Source organism: Caulobacter radicis (assembly GCF_003094615.1).
In the GTDB taxonomy this organism is placed as follows: Bacteria; Pseudomonadota; Alphaproteobacteria; order Caulobacterales; family Caulobacteraceae; genus Caulobacter; species Caulobacter radicis.
Window position 1 is genome coordinate 46,171 of the sequence record NZ_QDKO01000030.1, and the last position, 19,299, is coordinate 65,469.

Sequence of the window (19,299 nt, forward strand, 5' to 3'; positions counted from 1 at the left end):
ATGTCCGTCCGTCGTCAGCTTGTCGCCGCCGTCGCCCTGGCGGGCGTGATCTCGGGAGGCGCGGTCGCGCCGGCCTCGGCTCAGATCCCGTCGAACCTTCGCGACCTCGTGGGCGCCCGCGCCGCCGGCGGCGAGAGCGAGCTGCAGGCCCGGGGTTACGCGCTGGACCATGTGGACGAGGGCGGCTCGGCCAAGTTCGGCTACTGGCGGCGCGGCGATGAGTGCGTGCAGGTCACCACTCGCGACGGCCGCTACCTGACCATCGTCGAGGCCCGCGACATGTGCCGCAAGAAGGGCTCGGGCTCCGACGCCTCGGCGGTGGTGGCGGGCGTGGCCATCGTCGGCCTGGCCGCGGCCCTGGCGGCCCACAAGAAAAAGCACGACGACGCCGATCGCGACCACGACGCCGAGTACGAGCGCGGCTACCAGGCCGCGCTCTACGGCTCCGACTACGACGACCGCCACGAGAGCGAAGGCTATCACGAGGGCTTCCTGGCCGGGCAGTCCGAGCGCGACAACCGCCGCTTCTCCAACTCCCGCTACGTGCGCAACGCGCCGCGCGCGGCGCAGGACGCCTGCTCGCGCCGGGCCGACGAGTATCAGAGCCGCCCCTATGGCAGCAGCGTGCCGATCAGCGTCCGCGACCTGGGTCGGGGCGACTGGGAGCTGACCATGGCCACCGGCTCGTACCGCTCGCGTTGCACGGTCTCGTCCAGCGGCCAGGTGCGGGCGATGAACCCCTACTGAGCCGTCACAGCAGGGCGGCCGGCACCAGGATCAGCAGCATGTAGCAGGCAGCGCGCGCCAGGGCGCCGAGGGCCGTCACGGTCGCGGCGAGGCGGCTGATCCCCAGGCGCCTGGCCAGCCAACGGACCTCGGTCAGGACCAGCCAGGCGGTCGCCGCCAGGATGACGGCCAGGCCGGCCGTGGTCCAGGCCAGGCCGCCCCGCTGAACCGCCGCCAGGCCCAGCGACAGGGCCAGGGACGTCGGCGCGGCCAGATAGCACTGGGCGTAGAACGGCCTTCGCAGGGTCTTGCGCGAGACCGCCACGCCGTCCTTGCGCAGCAGGGTCAGGGTCACGACCAGCGGCGTCAGGCCAAACAGCAGGCAGCGGAACATCAGGAGGTTCTGCTGCGAGCCGAAGATCGTCTTGGCCAGCGGCGTGGCGCCCACCGGCTGGGGCGAATGGGTCGCCCAGCCGATGAGGTTGGCGATCACCAGGGTGATGATCAGCAGCACCGGCGGGTTGAGGGCGTCGTCGTAGCGCTGGTCCTCGGGCTGGCCTTCCTCGCGATCGGAATAGGCCATGGCGGTGAGCGGGCGGGCGACGATCCGCAGCATGGTGCGCGGATAGAAGTAGAGCCAGGTCATGGCTTCGAAGAGCAGCTCCTCGAAGCTTCTCAGGATCTTCAGCAGGTCCACGGCGTGCGCCTCGTTCGTCGCTCTTGCCGGTGATAGCAGCGGCGATCGGCGGCTTTCCAGCCTTTCGACCGTCGCGAGCGCGGCGGGCGCTATACATGCATCGCGAAGCCGGGCCTTAATCCCGCGACAGTGGAGCTTCGAGCATGGCCACCCGGCGCGACTTTCCCTACTACCGCGGCGAGCCCGTCGCCTTGTCGGGCCTCGGCTGGACGCTGGCCCTGGGCGGTTGCGTCGCCGGCTTCCTGGCCTTGATCCTGATCCCTCGCGGCGAGGCGGGCCAGACGCCGGGCCTTATCGGCCCCTTGCTGTTCGTGACCCTGCCCCTGGTCGGCCTGGCGCTGGCGGCGGGCAGGGGATGGACGGCGCTGTTTCCGCGACCCACCGTCCGCGACCTGCTGCTGGGCCTGGCCTTCATGCCGCTGGCGCTGCTGGTCTCCGGCGTCGTGGCGTTCTTCTATGGCAAGGGAGGGCTGGCGCAGGCCAATCCCGTCGCCGGGATCCTGCTTCACCTGGAGCCCGTGGAGCGGGTGGTGTTCATCGCCGGGACCGCGCCGCAGCTGCTGGGCGAGGAGCTGGTGACCGTCCTGCCCTTCCTGGCGGTGCTGACCCTGTGCCATCGGCGGCTGGCCCTGCCGCGCGGCGTGGCGATTGCGATCGCCTGGATCGTCTCGGCGATGATCTTCGGCGCCCTGCACCTGTCCACCTATGGCTGGAACCTCGTCCAGGTGCTGCTGGTGATCGGGATCGCGCGGCTGGTGCTGACGATTCCCTATCTGCTGACCAGGAGCGTCTGGGCCTCGTTCACGGCGCACATCTGCCTGGACTGGTCGATCTTCGCGTTCGTGCTATTGCAGGCCGCGCGGCGCTAGCGGCCCAAGCCCTTGGCCTGACTCAGCTTCCGGCGCTTTTGCGCGGTTGACATCGTCCGGCTCGTCGCTTATCCACCGCCCCTCACTCGCGGGGCCGACCGGTTTCCGCGTCAACGCTATTAGTTTCGGAGCCACGTCGTGAAGCGGACATTCCAGCCGTCGAAGCTCGTGCGAGCCCGCCGTCATGGCTACCGCGCCCGCATGGCCACCAAGAATGGTCAAAAGATCGTCGCGCGTCGCCGCGCCAAGGGCCGTAAGCGCCTGACGGCCTAAGAGCGGGTTTCCCGCTCTTCTTTCCTGCTCCGGCAGGATCGTACGACATGACAAAAGCCGCCCCTTCCCAGAACCAGGCCTCCAGCCTGCGCCGGAAAGGGCGGCTTTTTTCATGACCGATTCCCAAGTCTCGGCCGCCGCCCCGCATAAGGGGCCGAAGATCGAGCGCCTCAAGGTGCGCGCCGACTTCCTCAAGGCCGCCAAGGCGCCTTCGTTGTCGCGCGGCGCCGTCTTCATGCAGCTGCGCCCGCGGGCCGACGAGGACGCCCTGATCCGGGTCGGCTTCACCGCTTCGAAGAAGGTCGGCGGCTCGGTGGAGCGCAATCGCGCCAAAAGACGCCTTCGAGAGGCGGCCCGGCTGCTTCTACCCCTTCATGGACGCCCCGGTTGCGACTATGTGTTCATCGCTCGCGGCGGCACGCGCTCGCGGCCGTGGGGGCGTTTGCTTGACGATGTAAAAGCCGCGCTGATAAGCCTCGCGGCCGAAATCGACCGCGGGGGCAAGCCTGCCCAATCTGGGGCTGCCGCTCCCGCGCCCGCCTCACCCTCTTCGCACGCGCAAGCGCCCGAACCCTCCGATCCCGGTTAAGTCTCAATGCAGAACGACAACAAGAACACGCTGGTCTTCATCGTCAGCGCGTTGGCGATCCTGATCGGCTACCAATTCTTCGTGCTGGGCCCGAACCAGAAGAAGCAGGAAGCCGCCGCCCGCGCCAAGAAGGCCGCCGAGGCTCAGGCCGCCGCCGCCAATCCGGGCATGGCCATCGGACCGGACGGCAAGCCGCAGCCGATCAAGCTGTCGCGCGAAGCGGCCAAGGCCGCCAGCCCGCGCATTCCGATCGACACGCCCACCCTGTCGGGTTCGGTCTCGCTGAAGAGCGGCAGCGTCGACGACCTGCTGCTCAAGCGCTATCGCCAGACCACCGACAAGGCCTCGCCGCCGGTCGAGCTGCTGCGCCCCGCCGGCGCGGAGAACGCCTTCTTCACGCTGTTCGGCTGGAGCGGCCAGAACATCGGCGCCATGCCGGGCCAGGACACGGTGTGGACCGCCGCGCCGGGCCAGACCCTGCGTCCGGGCTCGCCCGTCACCCTGACCTATGACAACGGCGCTGGCCTGGTGTTCAACCGCACCATCGCCGTCGACGCCGACGCCATGTTCACCGTCACCGACAGCGTCCGCAACAACGGCGGCCAGCCGGTCTCTATCACGCCCTACGCCTCGGTGCGTCGCTGGGGCGTCCCGGCCGACCTCGGCAAGAACCACATCGTCCACGAAGGGGCGATCGGCATGCTGGGCGAGAAGGACTACAAGCTCGAGCAGTCCAAGTACCAGAAGTGGAAGAAGGACAAGCCGCAGCAGACCATCACCTCGGTCGGCGGCTGGACCGGCATCACCGACAAGTACTGGCTGACGGCCCTGATCCCGACCCAGAACGAGCGCATCAACGCCCAGTACAACGTCACGCCCGTCGGCGGCGTGGACGTCTACGAAGCCAATTTCGCCGCCGTCGCCAAGACCGTGAACCCGGGCCAGGCCGTCACCGAGACGACCCGCCTGTTCGCCGGCGCCAAGACCGTGCCGCTGCTGCGCAAGTACGAGTACGGCGAAGGCCAGGCCCCGGCCTGGTGGCAGTTCTGGGACAAGAAGGCCCAGGCCATCCCGCGCTTCGAATGGGCCGTGGACTGGGGCATGTTCGCCCTGATCACCCGCCCGATCTTCAACGTGCTGGAGGTCTTCTACAAGCTGGTCGGCAACTTCGGCATCGCCATCATGCTGCTGACCGTGACCCTGAAGCTCATCCTCTATCCGCTGGCGGACAAGAGCTACGAGTCGATGGCGAAGATGAAGAAGGTCGCCCCCGAGGTCGAGAAGCTGCGCGCCAAGCACAAGGAAGACCCTGCCAAGCAGCAGCAGGAGATGATGGCCCTGTACGCCAAGGAGAAGATCAACCCGTTCATGGGCTGCGTGCCCATGCTGATCCAGATCCCGGTGTTCTACTCGCTGTACAAGGTGCTGACGGTCACGATCGAAATGCGGCACGCGCCGTTCTTCGGCTGGATCCAGGACCTGTCGGCGCCGGATCCGACCACCATCTTCAACCTGTTCGGCCTGATCCCGTGGGATCCGGGCATGCTGCCCTTCGTCGGCGCGATGATCGCCCACCTGGGCGTGTGGCCGCTGCTCTACGGCTTCACCATGTGGCTGACCACGGCGATGAACCCGCCGGCCGGCGACCCGATGCAGCAGAAGATCTTCCAGCTGTTCCCGATCATCTTCACCTTCACGCTGTCGGGCTTCGCCGTCGGCCTGGTGATCTACTGGTGCTGGAGCAACGTGCTGACGATCATCCAGCAGTACATCATCATGCGCCGCTACAAGGTCGAGAACCCGATCGACAAGATCATCGGCCGGCTGACCGGCAAGTCCGCGACGGCGACCTGATGACCGATCCGATCGAACCGCTCTACTCCGACGAGGAGATCGAGGCGGCCCGGGTGCTGTTCGCCCAGCCGGTCTCGTTCATGATGGGGGCCGTCCGCATGGACGGCCTGCCGCCCGCCGACCTGCCGGAAGTGGCCTTCGCCGGCCGCTCCAACGTCGGCAAGTCGAGCCTGATCAACGGCCTCGTCGGCCAGAAGTACCTGGCCCGCGCCTCCAACGAGCCGGGCCGCACGCGCGAGCTGAACTTCTTCCTGCTGGCCGAGCAGCTGCGGCTGGTCGACCTGCCGGGCTACGGCTTCGCGCGCGTCTCGCGCACGACGGCCAGCAAGTTCCAGGACCTGGGCCGTCAGTTCCTGCGCGGCCGCCCGAACCTCAAGCGGGTCTATCTGCTGATCGACGCGCGCCACGGCCTCAAGAAGGTCGACGCCGAGGCCATGGACGCCCTCGACATCTCGGCTGTGTCCTACCAGATCGTCCTGACCAAGGCCGACAAGATCAAGCCGCCCGAGGTCGACAAGGTCGTGGCCGATACGCTGAAGGCCATCGCCAAGCGCCCGGCCGCCTTCCCACGGGTGATCGCCACCTCGTCGGAAAAGGGCCTGGGCCTGCCGGAACTGCGCGCCGAGATCGCCCGCACCTGCCTGAGCTAGTGTCCTTCTCCCCTTGCGGGAGAAGGTGTCGGCGGCAGCCGACGGATGAGGGTCTCTCAGAAATCAGACGCCGCGACAGCCGATCAGCTGTTGCGGCGTTTTGCGTTTGCACGGCCCCTCACCCGACCCCGCTGCGCGGGGCCACCCTCTCCCGCAAGGGGAGAGGGTCGGTGTGATCCGCACACGGATCATCCGCTCACCTACATAAAACCGCAATAAAACTGTCGCCGAAACTTCTCTGGCTCAGAAGTTGTGGCGAAACTATGCCCTCCCCCGACAAGAACACCCGTGTTCTCCAGGTGTCGGGCCTGGGCGCGGAGTGTCCGTGGGGATATTCCGATGAAGAAGACCGCTCTGCTGGCGCTGTGCGCCATCGCTCCGCTGGCGCTCGCCGCCCAGGCCGCGGCCGCCGATCTGGCCGACGCCCCGATCGCCACCGCCGCCGAAGAACCGGTCACCGCTTCCGAAGTGGTCGTCCAGGCCGGCATCGCCTATCGCAACCGCAGCGAGGAGACCGCTCCGGTCCTCGAATACGGCCTCGACTACTTCCAGCGCTTCGAACCGCTGAGCGCCGGCGACGCCCTCAAGCGCGTGCCGTCGGTGGCCTTCCTGTCGGACGTGCTGGAATCGGACGGCGTGCGCCTGCGCGGCCTCGACCCGGCCTATACCCAGATCCTGATCAACGGCGAGAAGGTCCCCGGCGCCGGTTCGGGCTCGGGCGCGTTCGGCGCCGGCGCCGACGGCTCGTTCTTCGTCGACCGCATCCCGGCCGAACTGATCGAGCGCATCGAGATCGTCCGCAGCGCCAGCGCCAATCGCAGCGGCGACGCCGTCGCCGGCGCCATCAACATCGTGCTGCGCGACGCCTACGCCCTGGACGGCGGCTTCGTCCGCGCCGGCGCGATGATGTTCGACGACAAGCGCATCCGCGAGACCGTCGGCGGCGTGTGGGGCGGCCAGGTCGGCCCCGGCCGCCTGCTGGTCGGCGCCAACCTGCAGGGCCGTCGCAATCCCAAGCTCAAGACCAGCCTGCGCTACGACGAGCCGAACGGCACGCTCGACAACAGCGAAGTCCAGACCGACACCCGCAACGGCACCGACTATTCGTTCAACGCCAGCTACCAGGTTCCGGTGGCCGGCGGCGACCTGTCGCTGGCCGGCTTCTTCGTCCGCACCGACCGCACGCAGGACGAGGACTCGATCGAGTACGCCAAGGACATCCGCACCAACGCCAACATCCAGACGATCAACAACAACGACGTCCAGATCGACCAGGACAGCTGGTCGCTGACCGGCAAGTACAAGCGCGACATGCTGGGCGGCCGCACCTCGGTGAAGCTCGGCTACGCCGGCTTCAAGGGCAAGGAAGACGAGTTCGAGGACGAGATCGAGTACCTGCGCGACGCGATCCCGTTCCCGGACGGCGACCGCATCACCCGCGACAAGTCGCGCCGCGACATCGACGACACCGAAGTCTCGGCCAAGCTCGAGCACGAGCGTGACCTGAGCTTCGGCGCCGAGCTGGAGTTCGGCCTGCAGTACGAGAAGAAGGAACGCGACACCTACTTCACCGAGGTTCCGCGCAACCGCTACAACCTGCCCCAGGCCAACCCGCCCGCCTTCGGCGCCTATGCCCCGATCGCCGGCGGCGACTCGACCTTCGAGCAGACCCGCCTCGACCCCTACGTGATGCTGTCGGGCAAGTCGGGCGCGCTGAAGTGGGAAGCCGGCCTGCGCTACGAGACCACCGACGTCTCGATCGAGGACCGCACCGCGGGCGAGAACTACGACACCGACTACAAGATCCTGCTGCCGTCGGCCTCGGTGCGCTACAACCTGACGGCCAGCGACCAGTTCTACGCCGCCACGGCCCGCACGGTCCGTCGTCCCAGCTTCGAGTACCTGTCGCCGGCGACCCTGGAAGCCGAGCTGGGCGACAACGACTTCATCGGCGTGCCCACCCTGAAGCCGGAAACGGCCTGGGGCCTGGACGTCGGCTACGAGCGCCGCCTGGGCCGTTCGGGCGTCGCCGGCGTCAACGTCTTCTACCGCAAGGTCAACGACCTGCTTGAGCTCTACAACACGGGCGACGAAGGCAGCGAAGGCGACGGCACCTTCGTCTACTCGGCGCGCAACGCCGGCGACGGCAAGGTCTGGGGTATCGAGTTCGACCTCTCGACCCCGCTGACCGTCATCGGCCTCGAGAACACCGGCGTGTTCCTGAACTACTCGTGGCTGGACAGCGACATCGACGACGAGTTCGGCTCGCGCAAGTTCAACAGCCAGTCGGACTACGTGCTGAACGTCGGCTTCATCCAGGACCTGCCGACCTGGGGCGCCTCGTTCGGCGTGACCTACCGCAAGCAGGGCGAGGCCTACAGCCGCGTCGTCGGCGAGGAAGTCACCACCACCTACGGCGGCGACCTGGAGATGTTCGTCGAGAAGCGCATCGGCAAGGACATCACCATCCGCCTGACCGGCTCGAACCTGCTGGACGCCTCCAAGAAGGAGAGCTTCAACAAGTTCACCACCATCGAGGACCAGCTCGACCGCAGCTTCGACGAGTACGAACTCGAGCGCGAGCAGGCCGGCCCGGTGTTCCAGCTGATCGCCCGCATGGCGTTCTGATCGGAAGCCTCAAGGTTCGAATGAAGAAGGCGGCGTCCGAAAGGGCGCCGCCTTTTTTGATCCTCCCCTGAAGGGGGAGGTGGCCCGAAGGGCCGGAGGGGGAAGTTCTGCGGAGCTCGAAGGGCCGCCGGCGTCGAGGGTCGCATCCCCCTCCGTCGGCTTCGCCGACACCTCCCCCTTCAGGGGGAGGATCGCTCAAGCCGCGCGGCCGTTGCCCTCGTCGGTCATGAAGCCCATCAGGACGTCGATGCGCTTGACCAGTTCGGCGCGGGCCATGGCGCCGGTGACCTCGACCTGGGTCATGGCGCTGAGAGCGTTGGCCGCTTCGATCAGGCGCGGTTCCTTCACCGCCTCGCCGACGGCGCGCAGTTCGGCCGCCTGGGCGGCCAGGGCGCGGCGGGCCTGGGCCGGATCGCTGTCCAGCGACTGGGCGGCGGATTTGACGATGCGCAGGGCCTGCGACAGGCGGGCGGCGGGCGTGCCGGCCGCGTCGGCCTTGCGCTTGCGGGGACCCTTGTATTCGGCCGAGTTGAAGCGGCGGCGGTCGGGGCCGACGTACTGCACGGCCTCCACCCAGTCGCGCGGCTTCATCGTCACCGCTTCCAGGCGCCGTTCCAGGTCCTTGATCGTGAACGGCTTGCGCATGAATTCGTGGATGCCGGCGTCGCGGGCGCCGAAGATCGCTTCGGCCGTGGCTTCGGCGGTGCACATGATGATCGGGGCCTGGCGGCAGGCCAGGTCGCTGCGGCGGATCTTCTTGGCCAGGGCCAGGCCGTCGACGCCGGCGCTGGAATGCTCGACGAAGATCATCTGCGGGTCGACGGTGCGCACCATCCCCCAGCCCTGCTCGATGGTCGGGGCGGAAAAGACCTGCACATTGCCCACGTGGCGCAACTGGTCGCCCAGCAGGCGGACGGCGGCCGTGCTCGGGTCGACGACCAGCACGCGCTGCATCTTGGCGGCGATGCGCTGCAGGGTGCGAGGGTTGCCGTCGAACACGGGGCGGGGTCTCCAGAGGATCGAACCCGACTCTTAACCCCAGGAGGGTAAAAAACCGCTTGATGAACGGACGCGGTCCTGTGCGTCGGATCGACGGCTTCAGATCGCCAGCGAGGCCGAAAGCCCGGAGTCGAAGTCCTGCAGGATGTCGACGGCTTCCTCGACGTCGACGATGGCCGGCTGGCCCTCGGGGAAGCGGTAGCGCCAGAAGCTGGCGATGTGCGAGATCACCCCGACCTTCTCTCCCAGGGACAGGAACATGTCGGGCGCGCGCAGCAGGAACTCGCGGAAGGCCTGGGGCTTGCCGTTGTCGATCAGGTCCTCGAAGGCGTCGTCATAGACCTTGATGGTGCGCAGCACCGCGGCGCGTTCCAGCACGACGCCCTGCTGCAGGCGCTTGCGGGCGTCGTCGACATAGCGGGCGGTCTCGGCCTCGCGGGCGCCGGTGATGACCATCTGGCCGATCTCGCCGGCCGTGGCGGTCAGCTGCGGCCACAGGCGCGTGAGCATCCACTTGTAATAGAGGAAACCCTTCCAGCTGAAGACGCCTTCCTTGAAGCTCTCGCCTTCCAGCACCAGGGTCTCGCGCAGCGGCTCCAGCCGCTCGTCGACGTCGGTGGACAGCAGGGCCTCGACCAGGCGGGCGGCGGCCGCGCCGTTGACCCGGCCGCTGTCGCGGTAGGCCAGGTCGATCAGCCGCGAGATCTCGACGGCGACAAAGCCCTGCATCTGCTCCAGGTCGCTCGGCGACAGGGCGAAGTAGCAGGGGGCCACGATCATGCCGTGGCGGCGCAGGTGCTCGCGCAGCAGGAACGGGTCCAGCGACGGCAGCATGTCGATCATGCGCAGCGTGGCCAGGTCCCGCGTCATGTCCGACGGGTCGTTGCAGGCCTCGCGCAGCAGGTCGATCCAGCCGCGCTGGCCCACGAAGAACGACTGGCCGCCCAGCGACAGGTCGCTGCGCTCGAACGGGATGATGATCTTGGTCGCCGTCGGCCGCGCCTCGTCGAACAGGAACAGGTCGTCGCTGCGCAGGCGGTGCTTGACGATCAGGGCGTTGTTGAGGACCCGGTTTCGAAACAGCGGGTGCTGGGAATATTCGGGCCGCTGGCTGCTGTCGGCGGCGATGGCCAGCAGGTTCAGCACCCGGCTGGTCGACGCGGTGCGCTCCAGGGCGCGCAGGCTGCGCGTCAGGCGGTCCGGCTTGCGGACGGGAGCGAGCTTTCGGCGCGCGGACAAGATCAGGAGCCCCCTTGGTTACGGGGGAAGTTGTAGCGCTGGCGGACTAAACAAACGCTAACCGTGACCGCAGGTAGTCACCGGAATGGGGATTAGCGGATGGCGGGAGCGCCGGCTTTGTAAGGAACCTCCCCCTATGGGGGAGGCGATCGCGCAGCGATCGGTGGGGGGAGTTTGCGAAATCGGCGAAGGTCGGTGGAGGCTGATAACGGCCCCCCACCGGCCTTCGGCCGCCTCCCCCACAGGGGGAGGTTTCTCGCTCAAGATCCTCCCCCTTCAGGGGGAGCATTTCATCACCCCTCGAACGGATCGCGCATCAGGATGGTGTCGTCGCGCTCGGGGCTGGTCGACAGCAGGGCCACGGGGGCGCCGATCAGTTCCTCGACGCGGCGCACGTACTTGATGGCGTTGGCGTTGAGGTCCTTGAACGAGCGGGCGCCGGCGGTGCTTTCGCTCCAGCCTTCCATTTCCTCGTAGATCGGCTCGGCGGCGGCCTGGTCGCGCATGCCGGCCGGCAGGTAGTCGACGACCTTGTCGCCAATCTTGTAGCCGACGCAGATCTTCAGGGTCTCAAGGCCGTCCAGCACGTCCAGCTTGGTCAGGGCGATGCCGTCGATGCCGTTGATGGCCACCGACTGGCGCACCAGCACCGCGTCGAACCAGCCGCAGCGGCGCGGACGGCCGGTGTTGACGCCGACCTCGCGGCCGACCGTGGCCAGGTGCTTGCCGACCTCGTCCGACAGTTCGCAGGCGAACGGGCCTTCGCCGACGCGGGTGGTGTAAGCCTTGACGATGCCCAGCACGTAGCCCGGACCCTTGGGGCCCATGCCCGAACCGGCGGCGGCCTGGCCGGCGACGGTGTTGGACGAGGTGACGAACGGATAGGTGCCGTGGTCGACGTCCAGCAGGGCGCCCTGGGCGCCTTCGAACAGGATGCGGCGGCCGGCCTTCTTGGCCTGGTCCAGCACCCGCCAGGCCGGCTGGGCGTAGGCGAGGATCTGCGGGGCGATCTCCATCAGCTGGTCGAACAGCTGCGTAGCGTCGGCGTCCGGCAGGCCAAGGCCGCGGCGCAGGGCGCCGTGGTGGCTGAGCAGGCGCTCGATCTTCGGCTTCAGGGCTTCGGGATCGGCCAGGTCGGCGACGCGGATGGCGCGGCGGCCGACCTTGTCCTCGTAGGCCGGGCCGATGCCGCGGCCGGTGGTGCCGATCTTCTGGCTGGAGGCGGCTTCACGCGCCTGGTCCAGGTCGCGGTGCAGCGGCAGGATCAGGGTGGCGTTGTCGGCCAGCACCAGCAGGTCGGGGGTGATGTTGACGCCCTGGTCGGCGATCTTGCCGATCTCGGTCAGCAGGTGCCACGGGTCGACGACCACGCCGTTGCCGATGACCGAGGTCTTGCCTTGCACGACCCCCGACGGCAGCAGGGCCAGCTTGTAGACCTTGCCGTCCACCACCAGCGTATGGCCGGCGTTGTGGCCGCCCTGGAAGCGCACGACGACGTCGGCCCGGTTGGAGAGCCAGTCGACGATCTTGCCCTTGCCCTCGTCGCCCCACTGGGCGCCCACGACGGTCACGTTGGCCATGATAGAGATATGCCTTGTCACCTGCCCGGTAGCGCCCGCGGCCCTTCGACAGGACTCGGCGGCGGACGTTGTCTCGATTGTAGGTGACGGGCAGGGGCCGTCAGGCGGCCCCCGCGAAGTCAGAAGGCGTAAAGCAGGCGTACGCCCAGATCGTCAAGCCCCTGGTTCTTGCCCTGATGGAAGATCTGGCCGTTCGACAGGTGCACGTAGGACAGCTCGGTCGCCCAGCGGTCGTTGAAACGGTAGCCGAGCGCCAGCTCCGGCTGGAACAGCACCTTCGAGCCGAAGTCGATGCGGGTGTTGTAGAGCTTCAGGCGGCGATCGATCTCGGCCTGGCTGATGCCGGGCTCGTTGACCGGCGGCAGGCCGGTCTCGCCGTCGGTGTAGGCCAGGCCCATGCCCGGACGGAAATAGAAGCCGCCCTTGTCGCCGAAATCGATCGGCCAGGAGAAGCCGGCGGCCACGAAGTTGGAGGTGTTCTCGCTGTTCAGCGACACGAAGGCGTGGACCTGCGGCTTGCCCAGCCAGGTCAGGTTCTCCAGGCGATCGGTGCGGTAGCCCAGGTGCAGGTCGACCCCGTCCTCGCGGCCGGCGGCGCCCAGGCCCACGGCCTCGCCGATGAAGGTGACGTCGTGCTTGTAGGCGCCGACGATCAGTTCGCCGGCTGATGCGGTCGTGGCGCAGGCGAGCGCGGCGCCGGCCACGGCGGCCAACAGTGCGAATTTCATGGTGTCTGACCCCTCAGCAGTATCCGGCTCCCTTATGGCGCGAACCGTCGGTGCGAGCTAGAGCAGGGGCGATCGAATGCTGTGGCCGCACGGCCACATAGCCATTGAGGGGCCTCATGACCGTCTCGCTCGCCGACATCCAGGCCGCCGCCGAACGCCTCAGGGGCCAGGCCGTGGTCACGCCTTTGCTCGAGAGCGCGGCCCTGTCGGACCGCCTGGGCGGCAGGATCTTCGTCAAGCCCGAGACCCTGCAGCTGGCCGGCGCCTTCAAGTTCCGCGGCGCCTACAATCGCCTGTCGCAGTTCACCGAGGAAGAGCGGGCACGCGGCGTCGTGGCCTTTTCGTCGGGCAATCACGCCCAGGGCGTGGCCCTGGCCGCCGACAAGCTGGGCATGCCGGCCCTGATCGTCATGCCGGCCGACGCGCCGTCGGTGAAGGTCGAGGCCACGCGCGGCTTCGGCGCCGAGATCCGCTTCTTCGACCGCTTCAAGGAAGACCGCGAGGCCATCGCCGCGCAGATCGCCGCCGAGCGCGGCATGATCGTCGTGCCCTCGTACGACGATCCGCACATCATCGCCGGCCAGGGCACGGTCGGGCTCGAGATCATCGACCAGGCCGAAGCCGCTGGCGCGAGCCTGGACAAGGTGCTCTGCCCCATCGGCGGCGGCGGCCTGATCGCGGGAACCTCGACGGCGGTGAAGGCCCTGTCGCCCGCCACCCAGGTCTGGGGCGCCGAGCCGGCCGGCTTCGACGACACCCGCCGCTCGCTGGGCAGCGGCCATCGCGAGGTGATCGACCCCGAAGCCCGCTCGTTCTGCGACGCCCTGCTGGCCCCCACGCCCGGCGCCCTGACCTGGCCGATCAACAGCCGCACCCTCACCGGCGTCGCCGCCGTCACCGACGAAGAGGTCGCCGCCGCCATGCGCTGGGCGTTCATGAACCTCAAGCTCGTCGTCGAGCCCGGCGGCTGCGTCGCCCTGGCCGCGGCGCTGGCCGGCAAGATCGACGTGCGGGACCAGACGGCGGTGATCGTGCTGTCGGGCGGGAACGTGGATCCGGCGGTGTTCGCGGGGGTGTTGGGAGGCTAACAACGATCCTTCTCCCCTTGCGGGAGAAGGTGGCGGCCGAAGGCCGTCGGATGAGGAACCTCCCCCTGTGGGGGAGGCGGCCGTAGGCCGGAGGGGGGACGTTCTCGACTTCCGCCGAGCTGATCGGCTGTGTGGCTATTCCCCCCACCGATCGCGTTGCGATCGCCTCCCCCACAGGGGGAGGTTCTTGAAGCAAGCCCACTTTCTCGCCACCCCCTAGTCGCGGTCAAAACCTCCCGCTAGGGTCCGCGACCTCGAAACGAACCGCTCGAAAAGAGTAGCGACGATGAAACGCCTTCTCCTCGCAACCGCGCTGATCGCCGCGCCCATGCTGGCTCACGCCGCCGACGCGCCCAAGATCGATCCCGCCAGGCTGTCGCAGCACATCAAGGTGCTGTCGTCCGACGAATTCGAGGGCCGCGGCCCCGCCACCGAGGGCGAGAAGAAGACCGTCGCCTACGTCGTCGAGCAGATGAAGGCGATCGGCCTGGAGCCGGCCGGCGACCTGCAGACCGACGGCAAGCGCGCCTGGACCCAGGACGTGCCGCTGGCCAAGTTCGAGATCGCCGGGCCCGTCAGCGCCCACATCATGGCCGGCCCCGACCACGTCATGCTGAGCCAGGGCGAGCAGATCGCCATCCGCGCGGCCATGACCAATGTCGACAAGGTGTCGATCAAGGACGCCCCGCTGGTCTTCGCCGGCTACGGCGTCACCGCGCCCGAGCGCAACTGGGACGATTTCAAGGGCCTGGACGTCAAGGGCAAGATCGTCGTCGTGCTGATCAACGACCCGGACTTCGAGACGGGTAAGGGCGATTTCGGCGGCAAGGCCATGACCTACTACGGCCGCTGGACCTACAAGTACGAAGAGGCCGCCCGTCGCGGCGCCGCCGGCCTGCTGATCGTCCACGAGACCGCGCCGGCCTCCTACGGCTGGGCCACGGTGAAGAACTCCAACACCAACACGATGTTCGACATCGTCCGCAAGGATCCCTCCAAGAGCCACCCGGCCCTGGAAGGCTGGATCCAGCGCGACGTGGCCGTCGACCTCTTCAAGAAGGCCGGCCTCGACTTCGAGACCCTGAAGAAGCAGGCCCAGACCCGCGACTTCAAGCCGGTGGACCTGAAGGCGACCTTCTCGGCCGACTATGCGGTCAAGCACGAGGTCATCGTCTCCAAGAACATCGCCGGCCGCGTGAAGGGCACGCAGTATCCGGACGAGACCATCATCTACAGCGGCCACTGGGACCACCTGGGCGTGGGCCTGCCGGACGCCAAGGGCGACAAGATCTACAACGGCGCCGTCGACAACGCCGATGGCATCGCCGCCCTTCTGGAACTGGGTCGCGCCTTCAAGGCCGCGCCCGCGCCGCAGCGCTCGGTGATGTTCCTGGCCGTCACGGCCGAGGAAAAGGGCCTTTTGGGCTCGGAATACTATGCGGCCAACCCGCTGTTCCCGCTGGCCAAGACGGTCGCCGACCTCAACATCGACGCCCTGTCGGCCGCCGGCCCGGCCAAGGACGTCACCACCTCGGGCGACGGCAAGGTCGACCTGCAGGACATGCTGGTGGCCAAGGCCAAGGAAGAGGGCCGCTATTTCACGCCCGATCCCGTGCCGCAGGCCGGCCACTTCTACCGCTCGGACCACTTCCCCTTCGCCAAGCGCGGCGTGCCGGCGATCTCGGTCGGGTCGGGCAGCGATCTCGTGAAGGGCGGCAAGGAGGCCGGCGAGAAGGCCGAGGCCGACTACAACGCCAACCGCTACCACCAGCCGGCCGACGAATGGTCGGCGGACTGGGACCTGTCGGGCCAGGCCATGGACATCGGCCTGTTCTACAAGGTCGGCGCGGACCTGGCGAATTCGCGCGCCTGGCCCGAGTGGCAGGCGGGGTCGGAGTTCAAGGACCTGCGCGACAAGACCAAGGCCGAACGGAAGTAAGTTCTGCCGCCGTGCCTAGAGATCCTCGCCCTTCGACAAGCTCAGGGTGAGGATCTCGGTTGCGCCCGTTGCCGAGCGGGCGCGTTCAATGACGTATCACTAGCCCTCATCCTGAGCTTGTCGAAGGACGAGGGCGGACCCGCTCACGCAACATGACCGCCTCCGTTTTCGACCTCTTCAAGCTGGGCGTCGGCCCTTCCAGCAGCCACACCATGGGCCCGATGACGGCGGCGGTGATGTTCGTCGAGCGGCTGCGGGTCGCCGGCAAGCTGGCCATCACGTCCCGCGTCGAGATCCGGCTCTACGCTTCGCTGGCCTTGACCGGCAAAGGCCACGCCACCGACCGCGCGGTGATCCTGGGCCTGATGGGCTTCGCGCCGGCGCAGCTCGATCCCGACGCCGGCGAGGCCGCGCTGGCGCAGACCAAGGCGACGCAGTGGATGATGCTGGGCGGCGAGGTCGGGATCGGCTTCGACGAGGCCCGTGACATCGTCTTCGCCGGCCACGAGCGCCTGCCCCAGCACCCCAACGCCCTGACCTTCAGCGCCTTCGACGCCGAAGGCGGCGTGCTGGCCGAGCGCACCTATTTCTCGATCGGCGGCGGCTTCGTGCGCGACGAGAGCGAGATGGGCCGCAATGCCCCGCCCGAGGAAGGCCCGGCCATCCCGTTCCCGTTCGAAAGTGCGGCCGACCTCTTGGAGCGCGCCGACAAGGCGGGCCTGACCATCGCCCAGGTGATGGCCGCCAACGAGCTAGCCCGGATGAGCGAGGGCGAGATGAACGCCGGCCTCGACCGCATCTTCGGGGCCATGGAGGCCTGCATCGACCGCGGCATGCGCGAGGACGGCGTCCTGCCCGGCGGCCTGTCGGTCAAGCGCCGCGCCCGCCAGATCCACCAGACCATCCTGGGCCGGATGGAGCGCCAGATGAGCGATCCGCTGGCGGCCATGGATTTCGTCAACCTGTGGGCCATGGCGGTCAACGAGGAGAACGCCGCCGGCGGCCGCGTCGTCACCGCCCCGACCAACGGGGCGGCGGGCCTGGTGCCGGCCGTGCTGCGGTTCTTCGTCCGCTTCCACAAGGGTACGCCCGAGCAGATCCGCACCTTCCTGCTGACGGCGGCGGCGATCGGCGCGCTCTACAAGAGGAACGCCTCGATCAGCGGGGCCGAGGTCGGCTGCCAGGGCGAGGTGGGCGTGGCCTGTTCGATGGCGGCCGGCGGCCTGTGCGCCGCGCTGGGCGGCACCAACGCCCAGATCGAGAACGCCGCCGAGATCGGCATGGAGCACAATCTGGGCCTCACTTGTGATCCCATTGGCGGCCTGGTGCAGATCCCCTGCATCGAGCGCAACGCCATGGGCGCCATCAAGGCCATCGACGCCGCCCGCCTGGCCCTGCTGGGCGACGGCCAGCACTCGGTCAGCCTCGACAAGGTCATCGCCACGATGAAGCGCACCGGCGAGGACATGAACGAGATCTACAAGGAGACCTCGCTCGGCGGCCTCGCCGTGGGCCTGTCGGTCAATCGGGTGGAGTGCTGAACCAAGATCCTCCCCCTGAAGGGGGAGGTGGCCCGGAGGGCCGGAGGGGGAAGCGGCTGCTGACATGCCGCTAGAACTTCCCCCTCAGTCGCTCCGCGACAGCTCCCCCTTCAGGGGGAGCATCTGGGCCACCCTCTCAGGAAAGATAGGCTTCCCACCTGATCGCCGTTCTTTAAAATGAGTGTTTGAACGAGGCCCGCCCCCGTCCCAGGTTAGAGCGGCCCGGCAGGAGGAACCCATGCGCGACTACCTGAAGTTCTACATCGACGGCCAATGGGTCGAAGCGAAGTCCGACAAGACGGTGGACGTCATCAACCCCGCGACGGAAGCCGTCGCCGGCCGGGTGACCCTGGGTTCGGTGGAAGATGTCGACCTCGCCGTCCGCGCCGCCCGCAAGGCCTTCGCGACCTATTCCCAGACCAGCCGCGAGGAGCGCATCGACCTGCTCGAGCGCATCATCGCCGAGTACCAGAAGCGCTTCGAGGACATGGCCAAGGCCATCACCGAGGAGATGGGCGCCCCCGCGTGGCTGGCCCAGCGCGCCCAGGCGGCCATGGGCATCGCCCACGTCCAGACCTCGCTGCAGGTGCTGAAGGACTACAGGTTCGAGGAGGATCGCGGCACGACGCGCCTGGTCAAGGAGCCGATCGGCGTCTGCGCCTTCATCACGCCGTGGAACTGGCCGGTGAACCAGATCGCCTGCAAGGTCGCGCCCGCCCTGGCCGTCGGCTGCACCATGGTGCTGAAGCCCTCGGAAGTGGCGCCGTTCTCGGCCTGGGTGTGGACCGAGATCCTCGAGGCCGCAGGCGTGCCGGCAGGCGTCTTCAACCTGGTCAACGGCGACGGCCCCACGGTCGGCGCGGCGCTGTCCAGCCATCCTGAAGTCGACATGGTGTCGTTCACCGGCTCGACCCGCGCCGGCATCGAGGTGGCCAAGAACGCCGCCCCGACCGTCAAGCGCGTGCACCAGGAGCTGGGCGGCAAGAGCCCCAACATCATCCTCGACGACGCCGACTTCCAGCGCGCCGTCGGCGGCGGCGTGGCCTCGGTGATGATGAACTCGGGCCAGTCGTGCAACGCCCCGACCCGGATGCTGGTCCCGGCCAAGCGCATGGACGAGGTGATCGCCATCGCCAGGGCCGCCGCCGAGGCCCACACGGTCGGCGACCCGAACGGCAATTCCAAGCTCGGCCCGGTGGTCTCCGAGGTGCAGTGGACCAAGATCCAGGGCCTGATCCAGAAGGGCGTCGACGAGGGCGCGACCCTGGTGTCCGGCGGTCCGGGCAAGCCCGAGGGGCTGGAGACCGGCTACTACGTCAAGCCGACCGTCTTCGCCAACGTCACCCCCGACATGACCATCGCCAAGGAAGAGATCTTCGGCCCGGTGCTGTCGATCCTCGGCTACGACAGCGTCGACCAAGCCGTGGCGATCGGCAACGACACCGAATACGGCCTGGCGGCCTACGTCTCCGGCGGCGACCCCGCCGGCGTCCGCGCGGTGGCCGCCAAGCTGCGCGCCGGCCAGGTCAACCTCAACGGAGCCAGTCCCGACCTGATGGCCCCGTTCGGCGGCTACAAGATGAGCGGCAACGGCCGCGAATGGGGCGACCACGCCTTCGGCGAGTTCCTCGAAACCAAGGCCATCCTCGGCTACGCGCCCAAGCAGGCGGCGGAGTAGGCGTAGTTTCCTTCTCCCACCGAGCTCCCCTTCTCCCATAGGGAGAAGGAGGGGCCCAGGCGCAGCCTGGGAGGATGAGGGGTTACGAGGCCGGCCGGCGCGCCGGTACGATCTTGGATAAAGCGGTGAGGGTTTAACCCCTCACCTTCCCACCGCTGCGCGGCGGGCCCCTCCCTCTCCCTGTGGAAGAGGTTACTCGGAGAGCCGCGCTCGCGCCGCGA

Annotated in this window: 16 protein-coding genes; 11 read left to right on the forward strand and 5 right to left on the reverse strand. The window is 68.1% G+C overall.

The features are described from left to right. The gene (locus DDF62_RS17235; RefSeq protein WP_116490242.1) at window positions 1–747 is read left to right on the forward strand and encodes a hypothetical protein; all 747 of its coding nucleotides are present in this window, start codon (window positions 1–3) and stop codon (window positions 745–747) included. A gap of 4 nt (window positions 748–751) precedes the next feature. Here the strand turns inward: DDF62_RS17235 and DDF62_RS17240 are convergent, their stop codons facing one another. Further along, the gene (locus DDF62_RS17240; RefSeq protein ID WP_116490243.1) at window positions 752–1,423 is read right to left on the reverse strand and encodes a hypothetical protein; all 672 of its coding nucleotides are present in this window, start codon (window positions 1,421–1,423) and stop codon (window positions 752–754) included. A 143-nt stretch (window positions 1,424–1,566) separates the two neighbouring features. Between DDF62_RS17240 and DDF62_RS17245 the strand changes: the two genes are divergently transcribed. The 6 genes from DDF62_RS17245 to DDF62_RS17270 all read left to right on the forward strand — a co-directional run bounded on the left by DDF62_RS17245 (window position 1,567) and on the right by DDF62_RS17270 (window position 8,286). Beyond that, the gene (locus tag DDF62_RS17245) at window positions 1,567–2,292 is read left to right on the forward strand and encodes a CPBP family glutamic-type intramembrane protease (RefSeq protein ID WP_116490244.1); all 726 of its coding nucleotides are present in this window, start codon (window positions 1,567–1,569) and stop codon (window positions 2,290–2,292) included. 138 nt (window positions 2,293–2,430) lie between these two features. Beyond that, window positions 2,431–2,565 (forward strand): 50S ribosomal protein L34, encoded by a 135-nt coding sequence (gene rpmH, locus DDF62_RS17250; protein ID WP_012284717.1) that lies wholly within the window; start codon window positions 2,431–2,433, stop codon window positions 2,563–2,565. Window positions 2,566–2,677: 112 nt separating this feature from the next. Further along, a complete protein-coding gene (rnpA, locus tag DDF62_RS17255) occupies window positions 2,678–3,154 on the forward strand; it encodes a ribonuclease P protein component (protein ID WP_116490245.1) in 477 nt (158 codons plus the stop codon). Window positions 3,155–3,160: 6 nt separating this feature from the next. After that, window positions 3,161–5,008 (forward strand): membrane protein insertase YidC, encoded by a 1,848-nt coding sequence (gene yidC, locus DDF62_RS17260; RefSeq protein WP_116490246.1) that lies wholly within the window; start codon window positions 3,161–3,163, stop codon window positions 5,006–5,008. Further along, complete coding sequence (gene yihA, locus DDF62_RS17265) at window positions 5,008–5,658, forward strand: ribosome biogenesis GTP-binding protein YihA/YsxC (protein WP_116490247.1); 651 nt, start codon at window positions 5,008–5,010, stop codon at window positions 5,656–5,658. Before yidC ends, yihA begins: the two co-directional genes overlap by 1 nt. 339 nt (window positions 5,659–5,997) lie before the next feature. Beyond that, window positions 5,998–8,286 (forward strand): TonB-dependent receptor plug domain-containing protein, encoded by a 2,289-nt coding sequence (locus tag DDF62_RS17270; protein ID WP_116490248.1) that lies wholly within the window; start codon window positions 5,998–6,000, stop codon window positions 8,284–8,286. 195 nt (window positions 8,287–8,481) lie between these two features. Here DDF62_RS17270 and DDF62_RS17275 read toward each other — a convergent pair whose 3' ends face one another. The 4 genes from DDF62_RS17275 to DDF62_RS17290 all read right to left on the reverse strand — a co-directional run bounded on the left by DDF62_RS17275 (window position 8,482) and on the right by DDF62_RS17290 (window position 12,832). Beyond that, window positions 8,482–9,240: a response regulator transcription factor gene (locus tag DDF62_RS17275; RefSeq protein WP_116490339.1), complete on the reverse strand. Its 759-nt coding sequence runs from the start codon at window positions 9,238–9,240 to the stop codon at window positions 8,482–8,484. 144 nt (window positions 9,241–9,384) lie between these two features. Beyond that, window positions 9,385–10,530, reverse strand: a complete 1,146-nt coding sequence (locus DDF62_RS17280) for a hypothetical protein (RefSeq protein WP_116490249.1) — start codon at window positions 10,528–10,530, stop codon at window positions 9,385–9,387. Window positions 10,531–10,817: 287 nt separating this feature from the next. After that, a complete protein-coding gene (locus DDF62_RS17285; RefSeq protein WP_116490250.1) occupies window positions 10,818–12,104 on the reverse strand; it encodes an adenylosuccinate synthase in 1,287 nt (428 codons plus the stop codon). Between the two features lie 119 nt (window positions 12,105–12,223). Further along, window positions 12,224–12,832 (reverse strand): acyloxyacyl hydrolase, encoded by a 609-nt coding sequence (locus DDF62_RS17290; protein WP_116490251.1) that lies wholly within the window; start codon window positions 12,830–12,832, stop codon window positions 12,224–12,226. Window positions 12,833–12,948: 116 nt separating this feature from the next. On the opposite strand from DDF62_RS17290, the gene DDF62_RS17295 reads away from it, so the two are divergent. The 4 genes from DDF62_RS17295 to DDF62_RS17310 all read left to right on the forward strand — a co-directional run bounded on the left by DDF62_RS17295 (window position 12,949) and on the right by DDF62_RS17310 (window position 19,078). Next, window positions 12,949–13,920: a threonine ammonia-lyase gene (locus DDF62_RS17295; RefSeq protein WP_116490252.1), complete on the forward strand. Its 972-nt coding sequence runs from the start codon at window positions 12,949–12,951 to the stop codon at window positions 13,918–13,920. A gap of 286 nt (window positions 13,921–14,206) precedes the next feature. Beyond that, complete coding sequence (locus DDF62_RS17300) at window positions 14,207–15,859, forward strand: M28 family metallopeptidase (RefSeq protein WP_116490253.1); 1,653 nt, start codon at window positions 14,207–14,209, stop codon at window positions 15,857–15,859. 152 nt (window positions 15,860–16,011) lie between these two features. Beyond that, entirely contained in the window at window positions 16,012–17,400 is a 1,389-nt protein-coding gene (locus tag DDF62_RS17305) for an L-serine ammonia-lyase (protein ID WP_116490254.1), read from the forward strand. Between the two features lie 238 nt (window positions 17,401–17,638). Further along, entirely contained in the window at window positions 17,639–19,078 is a 1,440-nt protein-coding gene (locus DDF62_RS17310) for an aldehyde dehydrogenase family protein (protein ID WP_116490255.1), read from the forward strand. Window positions 19,079–19,299 lie beyond the last annotated feature (221 nt).

Coding starts and splice junctions, on each gene's coding strand:
- DDF62_RS17275 (WP_116490339.1), bottom strand. CDS start 9,240: ATGCAGCGCGTGCTGGTCGTCGACCCGAGCACGGCCGCCGTCCGCCTG.
- DDF62_RS17310 (WP_116490255.1), top strand. CDS start 17,639: ATGCGCGACTACCTGAAGTTCTACATCGACGGCCAATGGGTCGAAGCG.
- yihA (WP_116490247.1), top strand. CDS start 5,008: ATGACCGATCCGATCGAACCGCTCTACTCCGACGAGGAGATCGAGGCG.
- rnpA (WP_116490245.1), top strand. CDS start 2,678: ATGACCGATTCCCAAGTCTCGGCCGCCGCCCCGCATAAGGGGCCGAAG.
- DDF62_RS17270 (WP_116490248.1), top strand. CDS start 5,998: ATGAAGAAGACCGCTCTGCTGGCGCTGTGCGCCATCGCTCCGCTGGCG.
- DDF62_RS17305 (WP_116490254.1), top strand. CDS start 16,012: ATGACCGCCTCCGTTTTCGACCTCTTCAAGCTGGGCGTCGGCCCTTCC.
- DDF62_RS17300 (WP_116490253.1), top strand. CDS start 14,207: ATGAAACGCCTTCTCCTCGCAACCGCGCTGATCGCCGCGCCCATGCTG.
- yidC (WP_116490246.1), top strand. CDS start 3,161: ATGCAGAACGACAACAAGAACACGCTGGTCTTCATCGTCAGCGCGTTG.
- DDF62_RS17285 (WP_116490250.1), bottom strand. CDS start 12,104: ATGGCCAACGTGACCGTCGTGGGCGCCCAGTGGGGCGACGAGGGCAAG.
- DDF62_RS17290 (WP_116490251.1), bottom strand. CDS start 12,832: ATGAAATTCGCACTGTTGGCCGCCGTGGCCGGCGCCGCGCTCGCCTGC.
- DDF62_RS17245 (WP_116490244.1), top strand. CDS start 1,567: ATGGCCACCCGGCGCGACTTTCCCTACTACCGCGGCGAGCCCGTCGCC.
- DDF62_RS17235 (WP_116490242.1), top strand. CDS start 1: ATGTCCGTCCGTCGTCAGCTTGTCGCCGCCGTCGCCCTGGCGGGCGTG.
- DDF62_RS17295 (WP_116490252.1), top strand. CDS start 12,949: ATGACCGTCTCGCTCGCCGACATCCAGGCCGCCGCCGAACGCCTCAGG.